This is a genomic window from Azospirillum oleiclasticum, from assembly GCF_013423485.1.
GTDB classification, from domain to species: Bacteria; Pseudomonadota; Alphaproteobacteria; order Azospirillales; family Azospirillaceae; genus Azospirillum; species Azospirillum oleiclasticum.
In genome coordinates this window covers 1-20,684 of record NZ_JABFFR010000027.1, presented here as the reverse complement: position 1 = coordinate 20,684, position 20,684 = coordinate 1, and the positions used below count along the sequence as shown (strand labels likewise).

The following is a 20,684-nucleotide window of genomic DNA, read 5'->3' as shown; positions in this document are numbered from 1 at the left end:
CATGAGCGACGCTTCGGCCCGGTTTACTCCGCCATCACCTGTTCGCGGGCGACGGTGAGGATGTGGTCCAGTTCCTTGTCGACCCGGTGGTCGGAGATGTCGACATTGCGGGCCTGGAGGTCGGCGATCAGGCGGGTGCGGATGTCGTGCGGGCCGGCGGTGCCGAAGTCCGCGTCCAGGATCTGGCGGGCGTAGGCGTCGGCCTCGGCACCCTTCAGTCCGAGGAGGTCAGCCGCCCAAAGGCCAGCCAGCTTGTCGCGCCGGGCACGGATGCGGAACAGAAGGTCCTGATCGTGCTGGAACTTGTTCTCGAAAGCCCGCTCGCGCTCGTCGAAGGTGGTCATGGACAACCGGACTCCTTGGTGGTTTTGCGCTCCCGGACGGCGTTATACAGCGTAAGCCCGGACCGGCGCCACCGCCGATCCGGACCCGGCTGCGGCGCGCCGCCGCATCGGTCGAAAAGCGGCGTGCCGCCACAGCGATGCATTTCATAACAAAGCGAGAATCGTCAAGCCCATGTGCAGCGTCGTCCTGCTCCGCCGCCCCGACCACCGCTGGCCGCTGATCGTCGGCGCCAACCGCGACGAGATGACCGACCGGCCCTGGCAGCCGCCGGCACGCCATTGGCCGGACCGGCCGAACGTGGTGGCGGGGCTGGACGTGCTGGCCGGCGGCACCTGGTTCGGGCTGAACGACGACGGGGTGATGGCCTGCGTGCTCAACCGCCACGGCACGTTGGGGCCGCAGGCGGGCAAGCGCTCGCGCGGCGAGCTGGTGCTGGAGGCGCTGGACCACGCCGACGCCGCCGACGCGGTGCTGGCTCTGGCCCAGCTCGACACCCGCGCCTACCGCAGCTTCAACCTGGTGGTCGCCGACAACCGCGACGCCTGGCTGCTGATGAACCGCGGCGACACCCCGCGCCACCGGCCGGAGGTGGTGGAGATCCCCGACGGCGTGCACATGGTCACCGCCTTCGACCTGGACGACCCGGCCGACGCCCGCATCACCCGCCACCTGCCGGACTTCCGCGGCGCCGTCCCACCCGATCCGGATCGTGCCGACTGGGGCGGCTGGCCGGCGGCCCTGGCCAGCCGCGACTGGCAGGGTGCCCGCGGCGAGGGCGGCGCCATGGACTTCCGGATGCCCAACGGCTTCGGCACCGTGTGCGGCAGCCTGCTGGCCCTGCCCGGCGTCGAGCATCCGGAGCTCGACCCGCTCTGGCACTTCGCCGCCGGGCGGCCGTCGGAGGTTGGGTGGGGGGTGGTGGAGATGGGGTGAGGGGCGGGATTCGCCTGCACTCAGGAAATCAGCTCTCTGAAGTCGAGCGCTTCACGCCCGATCGTATAACACTTGAGAGCAGAAGGCATTTGCTGAATCGTGATATCAGAAACAGATGTTATTGCCGACCTTGATCGAGTGGTTGCTTCAATCTTCAATATCACCGAGTTTTTCCGGCAAAACTCCAGCAAACCCTCCAATTGTTCTGGACGCTCAACGAAGCGGTCAGACCATTTTATTTCAGTGCATTCGAACGGTCGATTCGATCCGTCGATCCAACGGACCAGATCGACCTCACAGTAAGAGTCCTGATGTTCCTTCGACCGCTTACTCCGCTTCCAGCGGGCGTAGGCAAGTTCGTTGAAAAACGGAGAGTGGAGCCACTGTCCCACAATCGCGGTCTCGACCAATTGCCCCATTATTTCACTGTCGGCGGTCACCGGTTGGAACAGCGCGGCCCTCATCGACGGATTGGTAAGATAGACCTTGAACTCACGCTCCCGCGCGAAGGTGCCTCCCTTTTCATCAATCCGGCGCAACCGCGTGATCAGGAACGCCGCTTCGAGGTAATCGAGGTAACGGCTGATCGTCGGCTTCGAGACGCCCGACGACTGTGACAGCTTCTCCAGACTGACGGCGTTGCCGGTGTTGTAGGCGACACTGGTGAAGAGCTTGTTGAGTTCCTGAATGTCGGAAATACCGTAGAGGCTGGGCAAGTCGCGCAGCAGAACCTTGTCTATGATATCGCTTTTGATGAAGCGCGATGGATTACCACGAGCCACGTCGGACAGAACCGCCTCTGGATAGCCGCCATAATTGATATAGTTGACGAACTCTGCATTAAGAAGCTCAATGCTGCCGGATGTGCGGAGTTCGTATTCACCATCATAATTCTGAGTGATAAGCTCGTTCTCAACTCCGATGAAATTTAGGTATTCCACGAAGGTCAGCGGCGGTAGCAGGAAGTCGGTGAAGCGGCCGGCGCCGGACTCGTTCGACGCGCGCTTCAGCGCCGCGGCGGCGGAGCCCGACGCGACGAAGCGGGTGTTGGGGTAGCGGTCGACCAGCGACTTCAGGTGGACCTGCCAGTCCTTCAGGTACTGCACCTCGTCGAAGAGCACATAGGTCTCGTCGGCGCGGCCCACACCGTTGCGCTCGAAGAACAGGTGCAGGAACTTTTCCAGATGCATGCCGGTGTAGGTCGGCGCGTCGATGGACACGTACAGGATCGAGCGGGCCGGCACGCCACGGTCGATCAGCCCTTGGACGGCGTGCTGCATCATCACCGTCTTGCCGACCCGCCGCGGTCCCATCAGAACCACGGCACGATTCAAAGCGGTCTGCACGATCAGCTCGAAGAACATGCGGAAATAGCCGCGCCGTGGCAGGCGCGTGTAGCGGTCCTCGGCCTTGCCCTCGTCCCACCAGGGATTCTCGGCGGCAAGGCTGCCGACCACCTCCTCCTGCGTGATTTCGAGCATGGGGTCCTCGCCGGTTAATGAAAGCGGACTTTATCTAACTTTGCACTCCCGTACAAGCGATCGATCGAAAAGCGCAATTCCGTGCCACTTTGTGACGCGCTCCGGCGGCGTCCGCAGGCGACGCCCCGCGCATTGTGTTCCACAGGGCGGCTTGCTATATCCTTGTGCTCGTTATCCCAGGGATCGGCCCCGCATCGGGTCCGGTCCCGTACGAGTTTGGACCACCACCCCATGACACGACGCCGGCGCATCTACGAGGGCAAGGCGAAGGTCCTGTTCGAAGGGCCGGAACCCGGCACGCTCGTCCAGTACTTCAAGGACGACACGAGCGCGTTCAACAACAGCAAGCAGGGCGTCATCACCGGCAAGGGCGTGCTGAACAACCGCATCTCCGAGTATCTGATGAGCCGGCTGTCGGAGATCGGGGTGCCCACGCATTTCGTGCGGCGGCTCAACATGCGCGAGCAGCTCATCCGCGAGGTCGAGATCATCCCGATCGAGCTGGTGGTGCGCAACGTCGCGGCCGGCGACTTCGCCAAGCGCTTCGGGCTGGCCGAGGGCACCGCCCTGCCCCGCTCCATCGTCGAGTACTACTACAAGTCCGACGAGCTGGGCGACCCGCTGGTGACGGAGGAGCACATCACCGCCTTCGGCTGGGCCGCCCCGCAGGACCTGGACGACATGGTGGCGCTGGCGCTGCGCGTGAACGACTATCTGTCGGGCCTCTTCCTCGGCATCGGGCTGAAGCTGGTGGACTTCACGCTGGAGTTCGGCCGGCTGTGGGAGAACGAGGACATGCGCATCGTCATCGCCGACGAGATCAGCCCCGACAACTGCCGGCTGTGGGACATCAAGACCAACGAGAAGCTGGACAAGGACCGCTTCCGCGAGGATCTGGGCAAGGTCGAGGAGGCCTACCAGGAGGTGGCCCGCCGGCTCGGCATCCTGCCCGAGGGCGGACCCGGCGACGTGAAGCCGCCCAAGGCCGTCCAGTAACCGCTCCCCATCGCACCCATAACACGGAACCCGACGAGATGAAGGCCAAGGTCCACGTCACCCTGAAGCGCGGCGTCCTCGATCCCCAGGGCAAGGCCATCGAGCACGCGCTGCACACGCTGGGCTTCGGCGGCGTGGAGAATGTGCGCGCCGGCAAGGTCATCGAGCTGGACCTGACGGCCGCCGACGAGGCCGCCGCCCGCCAGGAGGTGGAAGCCATGTGCAACCGCCTGCTCGCCAACACGGTGATCGAGGATTACGCCATCGAACTGGTGGCGTGAGCGTTACGCATCTCTGTTCGCTGGACCCGGTCTTCGCCGAATGCATCCGCGTCGGCGGGCCGGATTTGCGTGATTTCACGCGGCCGGCGGGCTTTCCCGGTCTGGTGCGCATCGTCATGGAGCAGCAGCTGTCCACCCGCGTCGCCGAGACGTTGTGGGCGAAGCTGCTGGAGCTGCTCGATCCGGTGACGCCGGAGGGGCTGCTGGCCCTGCCCGACGAGACGTTGCGGGCCTGCGGCTTCTCGCGCCAGAAGATCGGCTATGTGCGCGGCATGGCCGAGGCGGTGGCGTCCGGACGCTTCGACGTGGCGGCGGTGCACGCCCTGCCCGACGAGGAGGCGATCGCCGCACTCTGCCGGCTGAAGGGCATCGGGCGCTGGACCGCCGAGATCTACCTGATGATGGCGCTGGGGCGGCCCGACCTGTGGCCGGTGGACGACCTCGCCATCAAGCTCGGCCTGCAACGGCTGAAGGGCTGGGCCGAGCCGCCGACGCGGGCCCGGCTGATCGAGGCGGGTGAGGCGTGGCGGCCGCACCGCAGCCTCGCCGCCCGGCTGATCTGGCACCATTATGTGGCGTTGCAGGAGGCGGCGCGCGTTGCCCCGCGCACAGTGTCGCAGCGGCGTCCGCGCGTTTGACCGCCGGGGCGGGCGGGTGCCACAACGGTTCCCGACAAGACAATCCGGCCGGACCCCACGGCCGGCACGCTTCGGGGGGAAGCCATGCAACCCATCCAATGGTCCAAGTGGATGAGCGTCGGCATCGACGCGCTGGACGAGGACCATCGCGTCCTGGTCGCCATCGTCAACAAGCTGGCGGACGAGGACAACCGCCGCGACCCGGCCATCGTGGAATCCATCCTCGACGAGCTGATCGACTACACCAAGCGCCATTTCGCCGCCGAGGAGGCGGAGATGCGCGAGCGCGCCTACCCCACCTACACCGCGCACAAGGCGCTGCACGACAGCCTGACCGAGCAGGTGGAATCCTACCGCCGCCGCTTCCAGCTCGAACGCGACGCCATCGGCGGCGAGGAGGTGTTCGAGTTCTGCGCGGGCTGGCTGTCCAAGCACATCCTGCGCGAGGACACCCGCTTCGGCGAATACGCGGTCAAGCCGGCGCCGGCGCGGGCGTAGCGATCAGGGCCGCGGGCCGGCGAAGGGGTCGTCGTGGGCGGCGGCCTCGTCGTGGCCGCTGCGGTGGCTGTGGAACACCAGCGCCATCAGCCCGATGGCGAGCAGCGCCGTGAGCGCCGAGCCCGCCACCAGCGCCACCACCCCCATGACGCTGAGGTTCCAGGTGGCGAAGCCCTCGAACGCCCACAAGGTCAGCGCCGCCACCGCCACCAGCCCGCTGCACAGGCCGAGGAACATCACCACCCACCGCATCGCCACACCCCCGTCACCACAGGCGGTTTAAGATAGGGTGCGGCGGCGGGCATGGAACCCATTTCCTGCTTGATGCGGCACCGGAACGATGTATGCATCGTTCCATGCAACCCATTCGGAAACCAGGACCGGGCATGGCGGCACGTGGCGCGCGGAACGGGGCGGTCGGCAGGCAGGCGCGCGGCTCGCGTGCCGACGAGCTGGCGCAGCGGCTGGCCGACGACATCGTGGACGGGCGGCTGTTCCCCGGCATCCGGCTGGAGGAGCAGGAGCTGGCGCAGCGCTTCAAGGTCTCCCGCACCCCTGTGCGGGAAGCGCTGCAACTGCTCGCCGCCACCGGGCTGGTCGAGCGGCGGCCCAACCGCGGCGCCGTCGTCGCCACCATCAGCGGCGAGCGGCTGGCCGAGATGTTCGAGGTGATGGCCGAGCTGGAGGCCGTCTGCGCCCGCCTGTCGGCCGGGCGCATGACCACGCGCGAGCGCAACGCGCTGGAGGTGCTGCACCGCGACGCCGCGGGCTTCGTCCGCTCCGGCGACCGCGACAGCTACGAGGCGGCCAACCGGCAGTTCCACGCCGCCCTCTACCGCGGCTCGCACAACCGCGAGCTGGAGGAGACGGTGCTGGCCGCCCGCCGCCGCGTCTCCGCCTTCCGCCGCGCGCAGTTCACGGTGCTGGGCCGGCTGGCCGGCTCCTGGGCCGAGCACGACGTGGTGGTGCGCGCCATCCTGGCCGGCGACGGCGACACCGCCGCCCGCGCCATGCGCTCCCACGTGCTGCTGGTCAGCGAGGCCAGCGCCGAGGTGGCCGCCCGTCAGCCGGCGGAGATTCCCTAACCCCGCGGAAGCACAGCAACGCGGGGCAGGCGTACGCCGCCGGTGACGGCGCGTACACCCACCCCGCGCGCTTGTTCCTCCCCAGACGCGAACGGTGCCGAAGGACGGGTTCTTGTTGAACCTTATGGTCCTGTGAGCGGTTCCTCAATTCATCAATGTCACTGATTGTCCGTCTTGTCAACAGATGCGTGCGGGCGTATTCGTTGAACCAAGGACGCGCCGGGGGAACCGGTGCAGGACAGGGGCGGCACGCAAAGGGGCCCTTCGACAAGGGGGTCCTTCGATAAGGGGGAAGACGCGGCATGGTGCAGATCGGACCGCTGCGCGGTGGGCGCGCGCCGGTGCCCATGGACGGCATGGGCAAGGCCCAGCTCGCCTACGACCATCTCCGCCGCGGCATCGCCGACGGGTCCTGGCAGTCGGGGGCGCGGCTGCCGACCGAGCGGGACCTCGCCCGCTCGCTGGGGCTGGCCCGCAACACCGTGCGGCGCGCGCTCGACATGCTGGAGGCGGAGGGGGTGATCGCCCGCGGGGTCGGGCGCGGCACCTTCCTGGTCAATGGCGGCGACCCGAACGGCCTGTCCCTGCCCGGCGTGTTCGACAACGCCAGCCCGGCGCAGGTGATGGAGGTCCGCATCCTGCTGGAGCCGTCGGTGGCCGAATACGCCTGCACCCGCGCCACCGCGCACGACCTGGCGGAGTTCGAGCGCTGCCTGGCCGGCGGCGAGGCGGCGGCCGGTGCCGCGGAGTTCGACCTGTGGGACGGGGCGCTGCATCAGGCGATCGTCGCCGCCTGCCGCAACGAGCTGCTGGACGGCATCGTCGCGGTCGTCAACCAGATCCGCTCCCGCCCGGAATGGGGCCGGCTGAAGGAACGCGGCCTGACGCCGGAACGCCGCGCCGTCTACGAGGCCGACCACCGCGCGGTCGTCGCCGCGCTGAAGGCGCGCGACACCGCCGCCGCGCGGGAGGCGATGCGGCGGCACATGCTGGCGGTGCGCGACGGCATGTTCGCGTCGTGATGTCACATGCCATGGATCGCAAGCGATCCATGGCCCCTCAGACGGCGGGCGCGGCCATCCGGCCGCTTGCCTTCGCGCCCATGTGGGCGCGGGGCCTCAACGGCCCAACCAGATCCCTCAAGGCTGGTGCAGCGTCGCCCTTGCGGTCGCGAGCACGGCGCGGGTGAGGTCGGCGAGGCTGCGGCTGGCGATGCGGCTGCGCTGCCAGACCAGCGGCACGTCCAGCGGGCGGTCGGGGACGAGGGCGACGAGCCGCCCGTCGCGCAGGTGGGCGGCGACCAGCATCGCCGGATTCATCCCCCAGCCGAGCCCGGCGAGCGAGGCGTCGACGAAGGCCTGGGTGGACGGCAGCCAGTGGGTGGGCGAGGCGATCTCCGCCCCGAAGACCTGCCGGGTCCATTGCGCCTGCAGCCGGTCCTTGCTGTTGAAGGTCAGCCGTGGGGCGCGGCCGAGCGAGGCCGCGTCCACGCCGTCGGGAAAATACCGGTTCAGGAAGCCGGGGCTGGCGGTCGCGACGTAGCGCAGCGCGCCGAGGGGCGTGCTGTCGCAGCCCTGGACCGGTCCGGCGGCGGCGGACACCGCGGCCAGCACCTCGCCCCGGCGCAGCCAGTCGGCGCTGTGCTCCTCGTCGTCGAGGACGAGGTCGAACAGGCAGCCCTCCGTCCCCGCCATCGCCGCGACGAACCAGGTGGCGAGGCTGTCGGCGTTGACCGCGACGCGCACCGTCACCGGCGCGCCATCGGGCGGCAGGCCGGGAAGCTCGTCGCGCAGTTCGCTCTCCAGCAGCGCCACCCGCTCCGCGTGCTGGCACAGGCGCAGGCCCGCCGGCGTGCCGGTGCAGGGGGCCCCGCGCACCACGAGCACCGTCCCCAGCCGCTCCTCCAGCAGCTTCACCCGCTGCGACACGGCCGAGGGGGTGACGTTGAGCTGCCGCGCCGCACGCTCGAAACTGCCGCTGCGGACGACGGCGGCCAGGGCGGACAGCAGGGCGTAATCCAGCATTACTTAGCGTTCCTTAATCAACCAAAGAAACATTAACGATCGTAATCCGGATCGCCGTGCTAACGGAAGGGCGCCCACCACCGGAATGCCCCTCGCCATGCTCTCAGCCACCCTGCCCGCTTTCCTGCCCGGCTTCCTGCTGGGGCTCAGCCTGATCGTCGCCATCGGCGCGCAGAACGCCTTCGTGCTGCGGCAGGGGTTGCGGGGGGAGCATGTGATGGCCGTCTGCCTGGCCTGCGCGCTGTCCGACGCCGCGCTGATCCTGGCGGGAGTCGGCGGCTTCGCCCAGGCGGCGGACCGGCTGCCCTGGCTGGAGACGGCGACGCGCTACGGCGGCGCCGCCTTCCTGTACGTCTACGGCCTGCGCAGCCTGCATGCGGCGTTCCGCGCCGACGGGGCGCTGGTGCCGGCGGATGCCGCCCCTTCCCACCTCGGCCCGACGCTGGCCACCTGTCTGGCGCTGACCTGGCTGAACCCGCACGTCTATCTGGACACGGTGGTGCTGATCGGCTCGGTCTCCACCCAGTTCGCCGGGGCCGAAGGGGCCTTCGCGGCGGGCGCCATGACCGCGTCCTTCGTCTTCTTCTTCGCGCTGGGCTACGGCGCCCGGCTGCTGCGGCCGGTCTTCGCGCGGCCCGGCGCGTGGCGGGCGTTGGAGCTGGTCATCGCCATCGTCATGTGCACGATCGCCACGACGCTGCTAGCCTGATCGCCACGCCCCCACCAGCCAGGAGCTCCGCATGTACGTACCCCCGGCGTTCCGCGAGTCCGACCGCGACGCGATCCACGCGACGATGCGGGCAGCCGGCCTCGCCAGTCTGGTGACGGCCACCGCGGAGGGTCTGATCTGCACGCCTTTGCCCATGCTGCTGGCTCCCGACGAGGGTGAGCTGGGCACGCTGTACGGGCATGTGGCGAAGGCCAACCCGCAATGGCGCGCACCGCCGGCGGGGGACGCGCTGGCCATCTTCATGGGGCCGGACGCCTATGTCAGCCCGTCCTGGTACGAGAGCAAGCGGGTGGACGGCAAGGTCGTGCCGACCTGGAACTATGTGGCGGTGCACGCCTATGGGCCGGTGGAGTTCTTCGAGGACGCCGACCGGCTGCTGGAGGTCGTCACCCGCCTGACCGACCGGCACGAGGGTAGCCGCGCCGAGCCCTGGGCGGTCGCCGATGCGCCGCCCGACTTCATCCGGGCGCAGCTCCGCGGCATCGTGGGCGTGCGCCTGCCCATCGCCCGCATCGACGCCAAACGCAAGATGAGCCAGAACCGCAAGCCGGAGGACCGGGCCGGGGTGAAGTTGGGGCTCGCCGCGAGCGCCGATCCCGGCGACCGCGCCGCGGCTGTGCTGATCCCGGAGTGAGGGCGGGTCCCTGCCCTACCGGTTCGCGCCCGGCACCCACAACACGTCGGCGGTGCCGCGACCGTTGACGTGGCGGGACAGGACGAACAGGTGGTCGGACAGGCGGTTGATGTATTTCAGCGCCGGCGCCCCCACCGGCTCGTGCCCCGCCAGCTCGGTCATCAGCCGCTCGGCGCGGCGCGCCACGGTGCGGGCGTGGTGGAGGTGGGCGGCGAGCGGCGAGCCGCCGGGCAGGATGAAGCTGTTCAGCGGTTCCAGCTCCGCGTTCAGCGCGTCGATCTCGCGTTCGAGCCGGTCGACCTGCGCGTGGACGATGCGCAGCGGCGGGTATTTCGGGTTCTCCTCCTCCGGCGTGCAGAGGTCGGCGCCGAGGTCGAACAGGTCGTTCTGGATGCGGCCGAGCATGGCGTCGGTGTCGGGATCGCCGGCGCTGTGCAGCCGGGCGATGCCGAGGATCGCGTTCGCCTCGTCCACCGTGCCATAGGCGGCGACGCGCAGGTCGTGCTTGGGGACGCGCGCGCCGTTGCCGAGCGAGGTCTGCCCCTGGTCGCCGCCGCGGGTGTAGATGCGGGTGAGCTTCACCATGACATCCGACCTCAGGCGCCGGACATGACGGCGAGCAGGAACAGCACCAGGGCGATGCCCTGGAGCGTCACCCGCCACCGCATCATCCGGTTGGAATTGCGCGCATCGGCCGCACCGCCGCGCGCCATGAAGAAGAGCCCCAGGAAGAGCGAGGCCAGCACCGCCAGCATCGCCAGGGCCATCAGAACCACGAAGAATCCGCTCATGCCCCGACATATAGCACGCCCCTGCCGGATGGACAGGGCGTGAGTCGCGCACGCGTGCCATTCCCGTGGCGCCGGTCCCCCTTGCGCCGGGCGCCGCCCGGCCTCAGATCGTGCGGCAACCACGGTATGAACAGCGAGAGGCGGAGCATGGAACGGCGGACCTTCCTGAAATCGGCGGCGGCCACGGCGGCGACCGCGAGTTCCGTCGGCATGGGCCTCGTCCGCCCGGCCCTGGCGCAGGATGCCGCAAGCTTCCCGCCGGATTTCCTGTGGGGCTGCTCCACCTCCTCCTACCAGATCGAGGGAGCGGTGACGGTGGACGGGCGCGGTCCCAGCGTGTGGGACAGCTTCAGCCACACGCCGGGCAAGGTGGTGAACGGCGACACCGGCGACGTCGCCTGCGACCACTACCACCGCTATCTGGAGGATGTGGCGCTGATGGCCCGCGCCGGGATGCGCGGCTACCGCTTCTCGGTGGCGTGGCCGCGGGTGCTGCCGCAGGGGGTGGGGCCGGTGAACGCCCGCGGGCTCGACTTCTACGACCGGCTGACCGACGCGCTGCTGGCGCGCGGCATCCAGCCCTGGGCCTGTCTCTATCATTGGGACCTGCCGCAGGCGTTGCAGGACAAGGGCGGCTGGACCAACCGGGCGATCGCCGACTGGTTCGCCGAATACGCGCTGATCGTCGCCGGGCGTCTGGGCGACCGGGTCAACCATTGGGCCATGCTGAACGAGCCGTCGGTGGTCGCCTTCTTCGGCCATGGGGTCGGCGCCCACGCGCCCGGCCTGACGGGGCGTGAGACCTGCATCGCCGCCCTGCACCACCAGAACCTCGCCCAGGGCCGCGCGCTCCAAGCGTTGCGGGCGTCGGCGCGCAAGGGCTGGCAGCTCGGCACCGTGCTGACGCTCCAGCCCGTGCACCCCGCGGCAGGGCCGGAATCGGAACGCGAGTCGAGCGAGGCGGCGGCCCGGCTGTGGGACGCGCTGTGGAACCGCTCCTGCATCGACCCGCTGCTGAAGGGCGGCTACCCGGTGGCGCTGGAGGCCGATTTCGAGGCGGTGGTCAAGCCCGGCGATCTCGCGGTGATGAAGCAGCCCATCAACTTCCTCGGCCTCAACTACTACAGCCCGATGTACCAGCGCCGCGATCCCGGCGGGCTGTTCGGCACCAATTTCGGCGGCCCGCCGGAGGGCACGCCGCGCACCGGCATGGAATGGCCGATCCAACCCGACGGGCTGCTGCACCAGCTCCGCGAGCTGCGCGACCGCTATGGCAACCCGCCGGTCTATGTCACCGAGAACGGCGCCGCCTTCTACGACTGGGTCGGGCCGGAGGGGAAGGCGGAGGACGCCGAGCGCATCCGCTTCATCCGCGACCATCTGCTGGCCGGGCACGCCGCCATCAAGGACGGCGTCAACCTGAAGGGCTGGTTCGTCTGGACACTGCTCGACAACTTCGAATGGGCCGAGGGCTACCATCGCCGCTTCGGGCTGGTGGCCGTCGACCGCGAGACGATGAAACGGACGCCGAAGGCCAGCTACCACTGGTTCGCCGACACCATCCGCCGCAACGCGGTGGCCGCGCTCTGACCACGGCCGGGGCGGCTGCCGTCCGAGTCGGGTCAACACCCGCCGTCCGCCCGGCGGCGGGGCGCGCGCGACGATGGAAGGGTGGACGGATTGACCAAACCTCTGGCGGTGACACCGCGAAGCGATCTCACCTCTGGCCGCATACTATAATATTCTTTCCCGGCAGCGGTTCGATGCTGTCCGAACGTTATCCGCAAATCCACCAGCTCGTGACGAAATCCTGCAAATCGCGACCATACACCGAACGATCTATGTCCCGGCAGGAACGACTGTTACCGTCAAGTGATCGACGAACCCGAATGGGACGTCGATTCATGCATCGGGGGATGAAGTCATGTTCGGGCGGTCGGTCAGTACGCTTTTCCTTACGGTCTTCGGAATCGCGGTCTTCGGACTCTTGGTGGAATCAGCGGCGCGCCTGTGGGAAAGCTGGTCGCGCCGGCAGGAGGGGGTGGTGACGCTGGCCTACACCGAGGCCGACCGCACCCTGTTCCGTGGCCTGATGACCATCCGCATCCACCGTGGCGAGTCTCAGACCATCCTGGTGACCAAGGACGACGCCCGGCCCGGCCTGGAAGCGCTGCAACGGCAGGCGCAGGAGACGGTGGCCGCCACCTTCGCCACCATCGCCAGCGTTCCGCTGCCCGGCAGCGACCGGCTGCGCGCCGACCTCCAGCGCCGCTGGGACACGGTGAACGCCAGCTATTCGATCCTCTACGACGAGGCGGCCAAACCCCGCGCCCAGCGCGAGATCCGGCGCACCGCCGCCTGGGACAGCGGTTTCGGCGAGCTGATCGACGCCATCTCCACCGTCTTCGCGACGGTGACCAACATGGTGCGCATGGCCGACCCGGAAATCGGCGAGCTGGCGCAGATCCGGCGCTTCGCCTGGCAGGTGCGCGACCGCTACGGACTGCAATGCCTGATGCTGCGCCCGCAGGTGCTGGCCTCGCAGCCGCTCGACGCCAAGCAGAACGCCAACCTGAACACGCTGCGCGGCGGGGCGCAGGCGGGGTGGACGGGGATGGACGAGATGCTGACGCGACCCGGCGTCAGCCCGGAGGTGCTGCGTCTGGCGAAGGAGGCCCGCGCCGTCTACGACAACGCGCTGGTCCGCATCGAGGAGACCATCGCGCGCTTCGACGGCAGCGGCAAGCCGCTGATGCCCCCGGCCGACTGGAACACCCTGTGCCGCGCGCCCTTCGACCCGATCATCGCCATCGGCCTGCGCTCGCTGGACGAGGCGGTCGAGCGCGCCGGTGCGCTGGTCGCGGAGGAGACGCGGACGCTGATCATGAACGCGGTGCTGCTGGCGGTGCTGCTGGCCGCCGCGGCCGTCGGCGTGCTGACCATCCGCCGCCGCTTCAGCCGCCCGGTCGGCCAGCTCCTCGGCGCCGTCGGGCGGCTGGCGGACGGCGACTACGCCACCCCGGTGGACCGGCTGGCCAACGACGACGAGCTGGGCCGGCTGGCCGGCGCCCTGGAGTCGCTGCGCCAGGGTGCGGCGGAGGCCCGCCGGCTGTCCGCCGAGCAGGAGGCCCGCCGCACCGCCGAGCTGGAGCGCGCCGGGCGGATGGAAAGCCTGTGCCGCGGCTTCGACAGCACCGCCGACCGGGCGCTGGGCGCGCTGGGCGAGGCGGCGCAGTCGCTGCGCGACACCGCCACCCGCATGCGCACCCTGGCCAGCGGCGCCAGCACCGAGGCCGGTGCCGTGGCCGCGGCGGCCGAGCAGGCGACCGCCAACGTGCAGACCGTCGCCGCCGCCACCGAAGAACTCACCGCCTCCATCGGCGAGATCTCCGAGCGCGTGCAGTCCAGCGCCATCACCGCGCGCGACGCCGTGGACCAGGCCCGCAAGACCAACGCCACCGTCGAGGCGCTCAGCGAGTCGGCCCAGCGCATCGGCGAGGTGGTGAAGCTGATCAGCTCCATCGCCAGCCAGACCAACCTGCTGGCCTTGAACGCCACGATCGAGGCGGCGCGGGCGGGCGAGGCCGGCAAGGGCTTTGCCGTGGTGGCGCAGGAGGTCAAGAACCTCGCCAACCAGACCGGCAAGGCGACGGAGGAGATCGCCCAGCAGGTCGCCGCCATCCAGAACACCACCGGCGACGCGGTGGAGGCGATCCGCGGCATCACCCGCTCCATCGCCGGCATCGACGAGATGGCGACCGCCATCGCCGCCGCCGTGCAGCAGCAGGGCGCCGCCACCCAGGAGATCGCCCGCAACGTCCAGCGCGCCGCCCAGGGCACGCAGCAGGTGACCAGCACCATCGGCGCCGTGGCCGGGGCCAGCCAGGACACCGGCCGCGCCGCCGACGAGGTGCTCGACCGCGTCGAGCGCATGGTCGGCGAGGTCGGCGGCCTGCGCCACCAGGTCGGCGATTTCCTCGGAAACCTGCGGGCGGTGTGAGCCGCCGGCGTCCTGCGAGGGGGCTTTACGCCCCCAGCAGCACCCGTTTCAGATCGATCGCCGGTTCTGCGTCGCCGTCGAGCACCAGCTTGTGCTCGACCTCCTCCAGATGCTCGGCCATCAGGCGGCGGGCGAGTGCGGCGTCGCCGTCCTGGAGCGCGGTGATGATGGCGGCGTGCTCGTCGGGGGCGCAGTCCTCGGCACTCGGCGGCTGGTAGGCGGCGATGGCGAGCGAGGAGCGGGCGATCAGCGGCTCCAGCAGCTCGGCCAGCACGGCGTTGCCGGCCAGCGTGCCGACGAGCTGGTGGAACTCCCCCGACAGGCGGATCGAGGCGCTGCGGTCACCGGCCGCGGCGGCGGCCCGCTCGCGCTCCACATGGGCGGTGAGGCGGCGGGCGGCGGCGGCGCGGGCGGCGGGCGGCAGGGCGGCGAAGCGGGCGGCCATGTCGTCCTCGATCAGGCGGCGGGCGGCGAACACCTCGCGCGCCTCCTGCGGGGTGGGACGGGCGACATAGGCGCCGCGGTTGGGCTTCAGCGTGACGATGCGCTCCTGCGACAGCAGCAGCAGCACGCGGCGGATGCGCGCCCGGCTGACGCCGAAGGTCGAGGCGAGCTGCTCCTCCGTCAGCTTGGTGCCGGGGGGCAGGCGGCGGCCGGCGATGGCCTCCGCGATGGTGTCGAAGATCTGCCGCTCGGCCGTCGCCGCCCGCGACGCGGGGGGCCGGGTCGCGGAGGCGCGCTGTGCCGGGGCGGTCGCGCGGAGTGTGGTGGTGCGGCGCATGGCGCGGCTCGCTGCGTGGATTGTGGACAATCCTAACGCGCGGCGGTCCACATTGCCAGCGCCGTATGACCGGCGGTTGTCCATCGCTTGTGCAGGTCGTGACTTTGCCTTATCCTTGCACAATCGGCTCGAATTCAGGCAGGCGGCTGCATTTTTGAGCGTCGCCGGCCGGGTCGGGCCGCGGCGGCGCACGGGTCCGCGTTGGCACGCACCGTGCATTGCTCACAGTGATTGTGAACAATCCAGCAGGGCGGGGCCATGGAGCAGGAACGGGCGGACAGCTCGGTCGAGCTGGTGAAGGTCAGCAAGCTCTACGGCGCCGTGCGAGCGGTCGACAGCATCGACCTGCGCATACCGTCCGGCAGCTATTGCTGCCTGCTCGGCCCCAGCGGCTGCGGCAAGACCTCCACCCTGCGCATGATCGCCGGGCACGAGACGATCTCCGACGGCGACCTGATGATCGGCGGCACCGTGGTCAACGACGTGCCGCCGGCCAAGCGCGGCACCGCCATGATGTTCCAGAGCTACGCCCTGTTCCCGCACCTGGACTGCACCGACAACGTCGCCTTCAGCCTCAAGATGCGCGGCGTGGGCCGGGAGGAGCGGCGGGCGAAGGCGCAGGCCATGCTGGAGACGGTGCATATGGGCGCCTACGCCGCCCGCATGCCGGCCCAGCTCTCCGGCGGGCAGCAGCAGCGGGTGGCGCTGGCGCGCGCGCTGATCACCCACCCCGCGGTGCTGCTGCTGGACGAGCCGCTGTCGGCGCTCGACCCCTTCCTGCGCGACCGCATGCGCGAGGAGCTGCGCCGCCTGCAGCGCGAGATCGGCATCACCTTCATCCACGTCACCCACAGCCAGAGCGAGGCGATGGCGCTGGCCGACCTGATCGTGGTGATGAGCGACGGCCGCATCGAGCAGGCGGACAGCCCGCGCGAGGTCTTCAACCGCCCGCGCACCGCCTTCGTCGCCCGCTTCATCGGCGGCCACAACGTGGTGGAGCGGCACGAGGCCGGCCCCTTCGCGGTGCGCGCCGACCGCGTGCAGCTCGCCAGCGCCGCCGCACCGGCGAAATCCATGACTCCCGATTCCATGACGATGGAGGGGGTGGTGCGCTCGATGGAGTATCACGGCGCAGCCGTGCATCTGAGGCTGGAGCTGCCGGCGGCGGACGATTTCGCCGTCGTCCTCGACGAGACCCGATTCTACGCGGCGCCGGTGAATGTCGGCGACCGCGTGCTGGCGGCCTGGAAGACCGCCGACGTCCACCGGCTGGCCGGCTGAACCGCGCCTGGCGGTGTGACGCAACGACAAACCCACCCCTGAACAGGAGCGCTTGCACGATGAAGACCACCGGTCCCACCACCACAAAGACCGCGGGCGTCTCCCGCCGCACCCTGCTGAAGGGGACGGCCGCCGTGGCCGGCGCCGCGGTGGGCAGCGGCGCCATCACCGGCTTCCCGACCATCTGGGCGCAGAACATCAAGAACGTCACGCTGCGCCAGTTCGGCACCGGCGTGTCGAACCTGAACGCCGTGGCGGAGAAGGTGAAGGAGGACCTGGGCTTCACCTTGCAGATGACGGCGCTGGACAGCGACGCGGTGGCGCAGCGGGCGGTCACCCAGCCGAAATCCTACGACATCGCCGACATCGAATACTGGATCTGCAAGAAGGTCTTCCCGGCCGGCGTGATGCAGCCGATGGATGTCAGCAAGATCAAGAACTTCAACAAGATCGTCCCGATCTTCGTCAGCGGCAAGCTGACGCCCGACAGCAAGATCGCCCAGGGCACCGCCCCGCACACGGTGGGCTTCGTCGAGGGCAAGGACTCGACCAAGTTCGCCAAGGAAACCACCCAGTGGATGACCCTGATCCCCACCATCTACAACGCCGACACGCTGGGCATCCGCCCGGATCTGGTGGGACGCCCGATCGCCAACTGGAAGGATCTGCTGGACCCCGCCTTCAAGGGCAAGGCGTCGATCCTGAACATCCCGTCGATCGGCATCATGGACGCGGCGATGGTCTGCGAGTCCATGGGTGAGATCAAGTACGGCGACAAGGGCAACATGACCAAGGAGGAGATCGACAAGACCCTCAAGATCATGACCGACGCCAAGAAGGCCGGGCAGTTCCGCGCCTTCTGGAAGACCTTCGACGAGAGCGTCAACCTGATGGCCTCGGGCGAGGTGATCATCCAGTCCATGTGGTCGCCGGCGGTGGCCGCCGTGCGGGCGAAGGGCATCCCCTGCGTCTACCAGCCGCTGGCCGAGGGCTACCGCGCCTGGGGCGGCGGGCTGGGCCTCGCCAAGCACCTGAGCGGGCTGGAGCTGGAGGCCGCCTACGAATACATCAACTGGTACCTGTCGGGCTGGGTCGGCGCCTACCTGAACCGCCAGGGCTACTACTCGGCCGTGCTCGACACCGCCAAGGAGCACATGAGCCCGGCGGAATGGGCCTTCTGGATGGAGGGCAAGCCGGCCGCCGAGGACATCAAGAACCCCGACGGCAAGGTGATGGAGAAGGCCGGCGCCGTGCGCGACGGCGGCTCCTTCGCCGACCGCATGGGCCGCGTCGCCTGCTGGAACGCCGTGATGGACGAGGACCGGTACATGGTCCGCAAGTGGAACGAGTTCATCGCCGCCTGACGAAACAACCCTCTCCCCGGTGGGGAGAGGGCTTTCAAACGACGGAGGACCCGCCGATGACCGCGACCGCCGACACCGCCGCGGCCCCCGCCGCCAAGCCCGCCGCCCGGCGCCGCCGGGGCGGGACGGGATGGTGGGTGTCCTGGCTCCAGGTGGCGCCGCTCGCCGTCATCCTGACGGTCTTCCTGGTGCTGCCCATCGCCGCCATCGTGACGGTCAGCTTCTGGGACTACGACAGCGTCCGCATCATCCCGGATTTCGTGCTGACCAACTACGAGGAGCTGTTCGGCTCCACCGTGACCTGGCGCATCTACCTGAACACGCTGAAATACGTGGCGCTGACCTGGACGCTGACGCTGCTGATCGGCTTCACGGTGGCCTGGTTCCTGGCCTTCCACGTGCGCTCGGTGACCTGGCAGATGGTGCTGTTCCTGGTCTGCACCATCCCGTTCTGGACGTCGAACATCATCCGCATGATCTCGTGGATCCCGTTCCTCGGCCGCAACGGGCTCCTGAACTCCTCGCTGCTGTCGATGGGGGTGATCGACGCGCCGCTGGAGTTCCTGCTGTTCTCCGACTTTTCCGTCGTGCTGGCCTACGTCCACCTCTACACGCTGTTCATGGTGGTGCCGATCTTCAACACCATGATGCGCATCGACCGCTCGCTGGTGGAGGCGGCGCGCGACGCCGGGGCCAACGGGTTCCAGATCCTGACCTCCGTCATCCTGCCGCTGACCAAGCCCGGCATCGCCATCGGCTCGATCTTCGTGGTGACGCAGGTGATGGGCGACTTCATCACCGTGCGGCTGATGAGCGGCGGGCAGAGCGCGTCGGTCGGGCTGATGATGGCCAACGAGATCTCGCTGCTGCAATACCCCGCCGCCGCCGCCAACGCCGTCATCCTGCTGCTGGTGGTGCTGCTGATGGTGGCCGCCATGCTGCGCGTCGTCGATATCCGCAAGGAGCTGTGAGGCCATGAAGACCGGCGAGCGGCGACCCGTCTCCTTCTACCTGCTGGCGGCCTTCTTCGGGCTGTTCGTGCTGTTCCTGTACGGCCCCATCGTGACCATCGGCATCCTGTCCTTCCAGGGGCCGAACGGCGGGCTGACCTTCCCGATGAACGGGGTGTCGCTGCACTGGTTCGGCAACCTGTTCGAGCGGCAGGCGGTGGGCGACTTCGGCGGGTCCTTCACCCGCTCGATCCTGCTGGGCTTCATCGTCATGGGCATCACGGTTGTGGTGTCGCTGGCCGCCGGCTTCGCCTTCCGCCGGCCCTTCCCCGGCAGCAAGGCGCTGTTCTACCTGACCGTGGCCAGCCTGATCGTGCCGTCGGTGCTGGTCAGCCTGGGCATCGGGCTGATGTTCAACATCGCGGGCATCGAGCCGAACTGGTACAGCTCCGCTCTCGGCGCCCACCTCACCTGGACGCTGCCCTTCGGGCTGCTGATCATGTTCGCCGTGTTCAACCGCTTCAACCGCGCCTTTGAGGAGGCGGCCCGCGACCTCGGCGCCACGCCCTGGCAGACGGTGCGGCATGTGGTGGTGCCGATCATCCTGCCCAGCCTGATCGGCATCGCGTTGTTCGGCTTCACGCTCTCCTACGACGAGTTCGCGCGCACGCTGATGACCGCCGGCTCCTTCAACACGTTGCCGCTGGAAATCTACGGCATGACCACCAACGTCACGACCCCGGTGTTGTACGCGCTGGGCACGGTGACGACCGTCTTCTCCTTCGTGGTGATCGGGCTGGCGGTCGGCGGCGTGCTGCTCATCGGCCGTCGGCGCTCCCGCCACGGCTCCGACGCCGGCAAGGGTGTGTGAGACCGCCATGCGAATCCTCGTCGTCAACCCCAACTCCACCGCCTCCATGACCGCCAAGATCGGGCGGGCGGCGCAATTGGTGGCGGCACCCGGCACCGAGATCCTGGCCGTCAACCCGCCCGACACGCCGGCCAGCATCGAGGGCTATGTGGACGAGGCGCTGTGCCTGCCCGGCCTGCTCGCCACCATCGACCGGTACGCCGGGCCGGGGGCGGGCGGGCCGGGAGTGCACGGCGATGTCGCCGGCACCGTCATCGCCTGCTTCGACGATCCGGGGCTGGACGCCGCCCGCGCCCTGACGGCCAAGCCGGTGGTCGGGGTGTGCGAGGCCGCCGTGCGCATGGCGACGCTGGTCGCCGGCCGCTTCTCGATCGTCACCACCACGTCGCGCTCCGTGCCGGCGATCGAGCATCTGGCGCAGCGTTATGGTGTCGCGGGGCGCTGCCGCGTGCGCGCCGCCGCGGTGCCGGTGCTGGCGCTGGAGGAGCCGGGATCCGACGCCCGCCGCCGTGTCGGGGCGGAGATCGCCCGCGCGCTGGAGGAGGACGGGGCGGAGGCCATCGTGCTGGGCTGCGCCGGCATGGCCGACCTCGCCCGCGACTACACGGCCGAGTTCGGCGTGCCGGTGATCGACGGCGTCACCGCCGCGGTCAAGCTGGTGGAGGGGTTGGCGGCGTTGGGGCTGACCACCGCCAAGCGCGGCGGCTACGCCTTCCCGGCGCCGAAGTAGCGCCGCCTCGGCGCCCGGCCGCCCCCCCCTGCGACGGGGGCGACATTGACAGCTTTCCCGGCAAATCCTATGGTCCGCGCGATGTCACGGGGTGCAACGCCCGGTGTGCGTGCCGTTCGGCTGGCGGTGGGCCGGCGGACGGCGGTGTGAACGCCAGCAAGGGTCTGCCATGAAGGTCCTGGTCGCTGTGAAGCGCGTGGTCGACTACAACGTGAAGGTCCGCGTGAAGGCGGACGGCTCGGGTGTCGAGACCGCGAACGTGAAGATGTCG

At 69.4% G+C, this 20,684-nt stretch carries 23 protein-coding genes and 1 pseudogene; 17 read left to right on the top strand and 7 right to left on the bottom strand.

The features are described from left to right. Nucleotides 1-23: 23 nt before the first annotated feature. A complete protein-coding gene (locus HL658_RS24165) occupies nucleotides 24-344 on the bottom strand; it encodes a DUF1476 domain-containing protein (RefSeq protein WP_180283694.1) in 321 nt (106 codons plus the stop codon). Between the two features lie 172 nt (nucleotides 345-516). Here HL658_RS24165 and HL658_RS24160 point away from each other — a divergent pair, with 172 nt between their 5' ends. Further along, nucleotides 517-1,278, top strand: a complete 762-nt coding sequence (locus HL658_RS24160) for an NRDE family protein (protein ID WP_180283693.1) — start codon at nucleotides 517-519, stop codon at nucleotides 1,276-1,278. A 20-nt stretch (nucleotides 1,279-1,298) separates the two neighbouring features. Here HL658_RS24160 and HL658_RS24155 read toward each other — a convergent pair whose 3' ends face one another. Further along, nucleotides 1,299-2,759: an ATP-binding protein gene (locus tag HL658_RS24155; protein WP_180283692.1), complete on the bottom strand. Its 1,461-nt coding sequence runs from the start codon at nucleotides 2,757-2,759 to the stop codon at nucleotides 1,299-1,301. Nucleotides 2,760-2,990: 231 nt separating this feature from the next. Here HL658_RS24155 and purC point away from each other — a divergent pair, with 231 nt between their 5' ends. From purC to HL658_RS24135, 4 genes are all read left to right on the top strand, one after another. Continuing rightward, a complete protein-coding gene (gene purC, locus HL658_RS24150; protein WP_180283691.1) occupies nucleotides 2,991-3,755 on the top strand; it encodes a phosphoribosylaminoimidazolesuccinocarboxamide synthase in 765 nt (254 codons plus the stop codon). Nucleotides 3,756-3,793: 38 nt separating this feature from the next. Further along, nucleotides 3,794-4,036: a phosphoribosylformylglycinamidine synthase subunit PurS gene (gene purS, locus HL658_RS24145; RefSeq protein ID WP_180283690.1), complete on the top strand. Its 243-nt coding sequence runs from the start codon at nucleotides 3,794-3,796 to the stop codon at nucleotides 4,034-4,036. Further along, the gene (locus tag HL658_RS24140) at nucleotides 4,033-4,674 is read left to right on the top strand and encodes a DNA glycosylase family protein (protein ID WP_180283689.1); all 642 of its coding nucleotides are present in this window, start codon (nucleotides 4,033-4,035) and stop codon (nucleotides 4,672-4,674) included. Before purS ends, HL658_RS24140 begins: the two co-directional genes overlap by 4 nt. A gap of 84 nt (nucleotides 4,675-4,758) precedes the next feature. Further along, the gene (locus HL658_RS24135; protein WP_180283688.1) at nucleotides 4,759-5,172 is read left to right on the top strand and encodes a bacteriohemerythrin; all 414 of its coding nucleotides are present in this window, start codon (nucleotides 4,759-4,761) and stop codon (nucleotides 5,170-5,172) included. Between the two features lie 3 nt (nucleotides 5,173-5,175). On the opposite strand, the gene HL658_RS24130 is transcribed toward HL658_RS24135, so the two are convergent. Next, nucleotides 5,176-5,424: a hypothetical protein gene (locus tag HL658_RS24130; RefSeq protein WP_180283879.1), complete on the bottom strand. Its 249-nt coding sequence runs from the start codon at nucleotides 5,422-5,424 to the stop codon at nucleotides 5,176-5,178. Between the two features lie 134 nt (nucleotides 5,425-5,558). On the opposite strand from HL658_RS24130, the gene HL658_RS24125 reads away from it, so the two are divergent. Together HL658_RS24125 and HL658_RS24120 are read left to right on the top strand one after the other, a co-directional pair. Beyond that, the gene (locus tag HL658_RS24125) at nucleotides 5,559-6,257 is read left to right on the top strand and encodes a GntR family transcriptional regulator (RefSeq protein ID WP_180283687.1); all 699 of its coding nucleotides are present in this window, start codon (nucleotides 5,559-5,561) and stop codon (nucleotides 6,255-6,257) included. 302 nt (nucleotides 6,258-6,559) lie between these two features. Continuing rightward, nucleotides 6,560-7,279 (top strand): FadR/GntR family transcriptional regulator, encoded by a 720-nt coding sequence (locus HL658_RS24120; RefSeq protein ID WP_180283686.1) that lies wholly within the window; start codon nucleotides 6,560-6,562, stop codon nucleotides 7,277-7,279. A gap of 117 nt (nucleotides 7,280-7,396) precedes the next feature. On the opposite strand, the gene HL658_RS24115 is transcribed toward HL658_RS24120, so the two are convergent. Beyond that, a complete protein-coding gene (locus HL658_RS24115; protein WP_180283685.1) occupies nucleotides 7,397-8,281 on the bottom strand; it encodes a LysR family transcriptional regulator ArgP in 885 nt (294 codons plus the stop codon). 97 nt (nucleotides 8,282-8,378) lie between these two features. Here HL658_RS24115 and HL658_RS24110 point away from each other — a divergent pair, with 97 nt between their 5' ends. Both HL658_RS24110 and HL658_RS24105 read left to right on the top strand, forming a co-directional pair. After that, nucleotides 8,379-8,990, top strand: a complete 612-nt coding sequence (locus HL658_RS24110; protein ID WP_246337835.1) for a LysE/ArgO family amino acid transporter — start codon at nucleotides 8,379-8,381, stop codon at nucleotides 8,988-8,990. A 31-nt stretch (nucleotides 8,991-9,021) separates the two neighbouring features. Further along, on the top strand, nucleotides 9,022-9,645 hold the full coding sequence (locus HL658_RS24105) for an FMN-binding negative transcriptional regulator (RefSeq protein WP_180283684.1): 624 nt from the start codon (nucleotides 9,022-9,024) through the stop codon (nucleotides 9,643-9,645). Between the two features lie 15 nt (nucleotides 9,646-9,660). Here HL658_RS24105 and HL658_RS24100 read toward each other — a convergent pair whose 3' ends face one another. Together HL658_RS24100 and HL658_RS24095 are read right to left on the bottom strand one after the other, a co-directional pair. Continuing rightward, nucleotides 9,661-10,230, bottom strand: a complete 570-nt coding sequence (locus HL658_RS24100; protein ID WP_180283683.1) for a cob(I)yrinic acid a,c-diamide adenosyltransferase — start codon at nucleotides 10,228-10,230, stop codon at nucleotides 9,661-9,663. Between the two features lie 11 nt (nucleotides 10,231-10,241). Further along, nucleotides 10,242-10,436 (bottom strand): twin transmembrane helix small protein, encoded by a 195-nt coding sequence (locus tag HL658_RS24095; RefSeq protein WP_180283682.1) that lies wholly within the window; start codon nucleotides 10,434-10,436, stop codon nucleotides 10,242-10,244. Nucleotides 10,437-10,583: 147 nt separating this feature from the next. On the opposite strand from HL658_RS24095, the gene HL658_RS24090 reads away from it, so the two are divergent. Next, a complete protein-coding gene (locus HL658_RS24090) occupies nucleotides 10,584-12,026 on the top strand; it encodes a GH1 family beta-glucosidase (RefSeq protein ID WP_180283681.1) in 1,443 nt (480 codons plus the stop codon). 334 nt (nucleotides 12,027-12,360) lie between these two features. Next, entirely contained in the window at nucleotides 12,361-14,436 is a 2,076-nt protein-coding gene (locus HL658_RS24085) for a methyl-accepting chemotaxis protein (RefSeq protein ID WP_180287672.1), read from the top strand. A gap of 25 nt (nucleotides 14,437-14,461) precedes the next feature. On the opposite strand, the gene HL658_RS24080 is transcribed toward HL658_RS24085, so the two are convergent. Further along, a complete protein-coding gene (locus tag HL658_RS24080; protein ID WP_180283679.1) occupies nucleotides 14,462-15,217 on the bottom strand; it encodes a GntR family transcriptional regulator in 756 nt (251 codons plus the stop codon). A gap of 258 nt (nucleotides 15,218-15,475) precedes the next feature. On the opposite strand from HL658_RS24080, the gene HL658_RS24075 reads away from it, so the two are divergent. From HL658_RS24075 to HL658_RS37315, 6 genes and pseudogenes are all read left to right on the top strand, one after another. Further along, entirely contained in the window at nucleotides 15,476-16,498 is a 1,023-nt protein-coding gene (locus tag HL658_RS24075) for an ABC transporter ATP-binding protein (protein WP_180283678.1), read from the top strand. Between the two features lie 59 nt (nucleotides 16,499-16,557). After that, complete coding sequence (locus HL658_RS24070) at nucleotides 16,558-17,862, top strand: ABC transporter substrate-binding protein (protein ID WP_180283677.1); 1,305 nt, start codon at nucleotides 16,558-16,560, stop codon at nucleotides 17,860-17,862. A gap of 56 nt (nucleotides 17,863-17,918) precedes the next feature. Next, entirely contained in the window at nucleotides 17,919-18,833 is a 915-nt protein-coding gene (locus tag HL658_RS24065) for an ABC transporter permease (protein ID WP_180283676.1), read from the top strand. Nucleotides 18,834-18,837: 4 nt separating this feature from the next. Then, nucleotides 18,838-19,683: an ABC transporter permease gene (locus HL658_RS24060; protein ID WP_180283675.1), complete on the top strand. Its 846-nt coding sequence runs from the start codon at nucleotides 18,838-18,840 to the stop codon at nucleotides 19,681-19,683. A gap of 7 nt (nucleotides 19,684-19,690) precedes the next feature. Then, complete coding sequence (locus HL658_RS24055) at nucleotides 19,691-20,413, top strand: aspartate/glutamate racemase family protein (protein ID WP_180283674.1); 723 nt, start codon at nucleotides 19,691-19,693, stop codon at nucleotides 20,411-20,413. Nucleotides 20,414-20,582: 169 nt separating this feature from the next. Then, nucleotides 20,583-20,684 (top strand): annotated as a pseudogene (locus tag HL658_RS37315) (electron transfer flavoprotein subunit beta/FixA family protein); the annotation flags it as partial.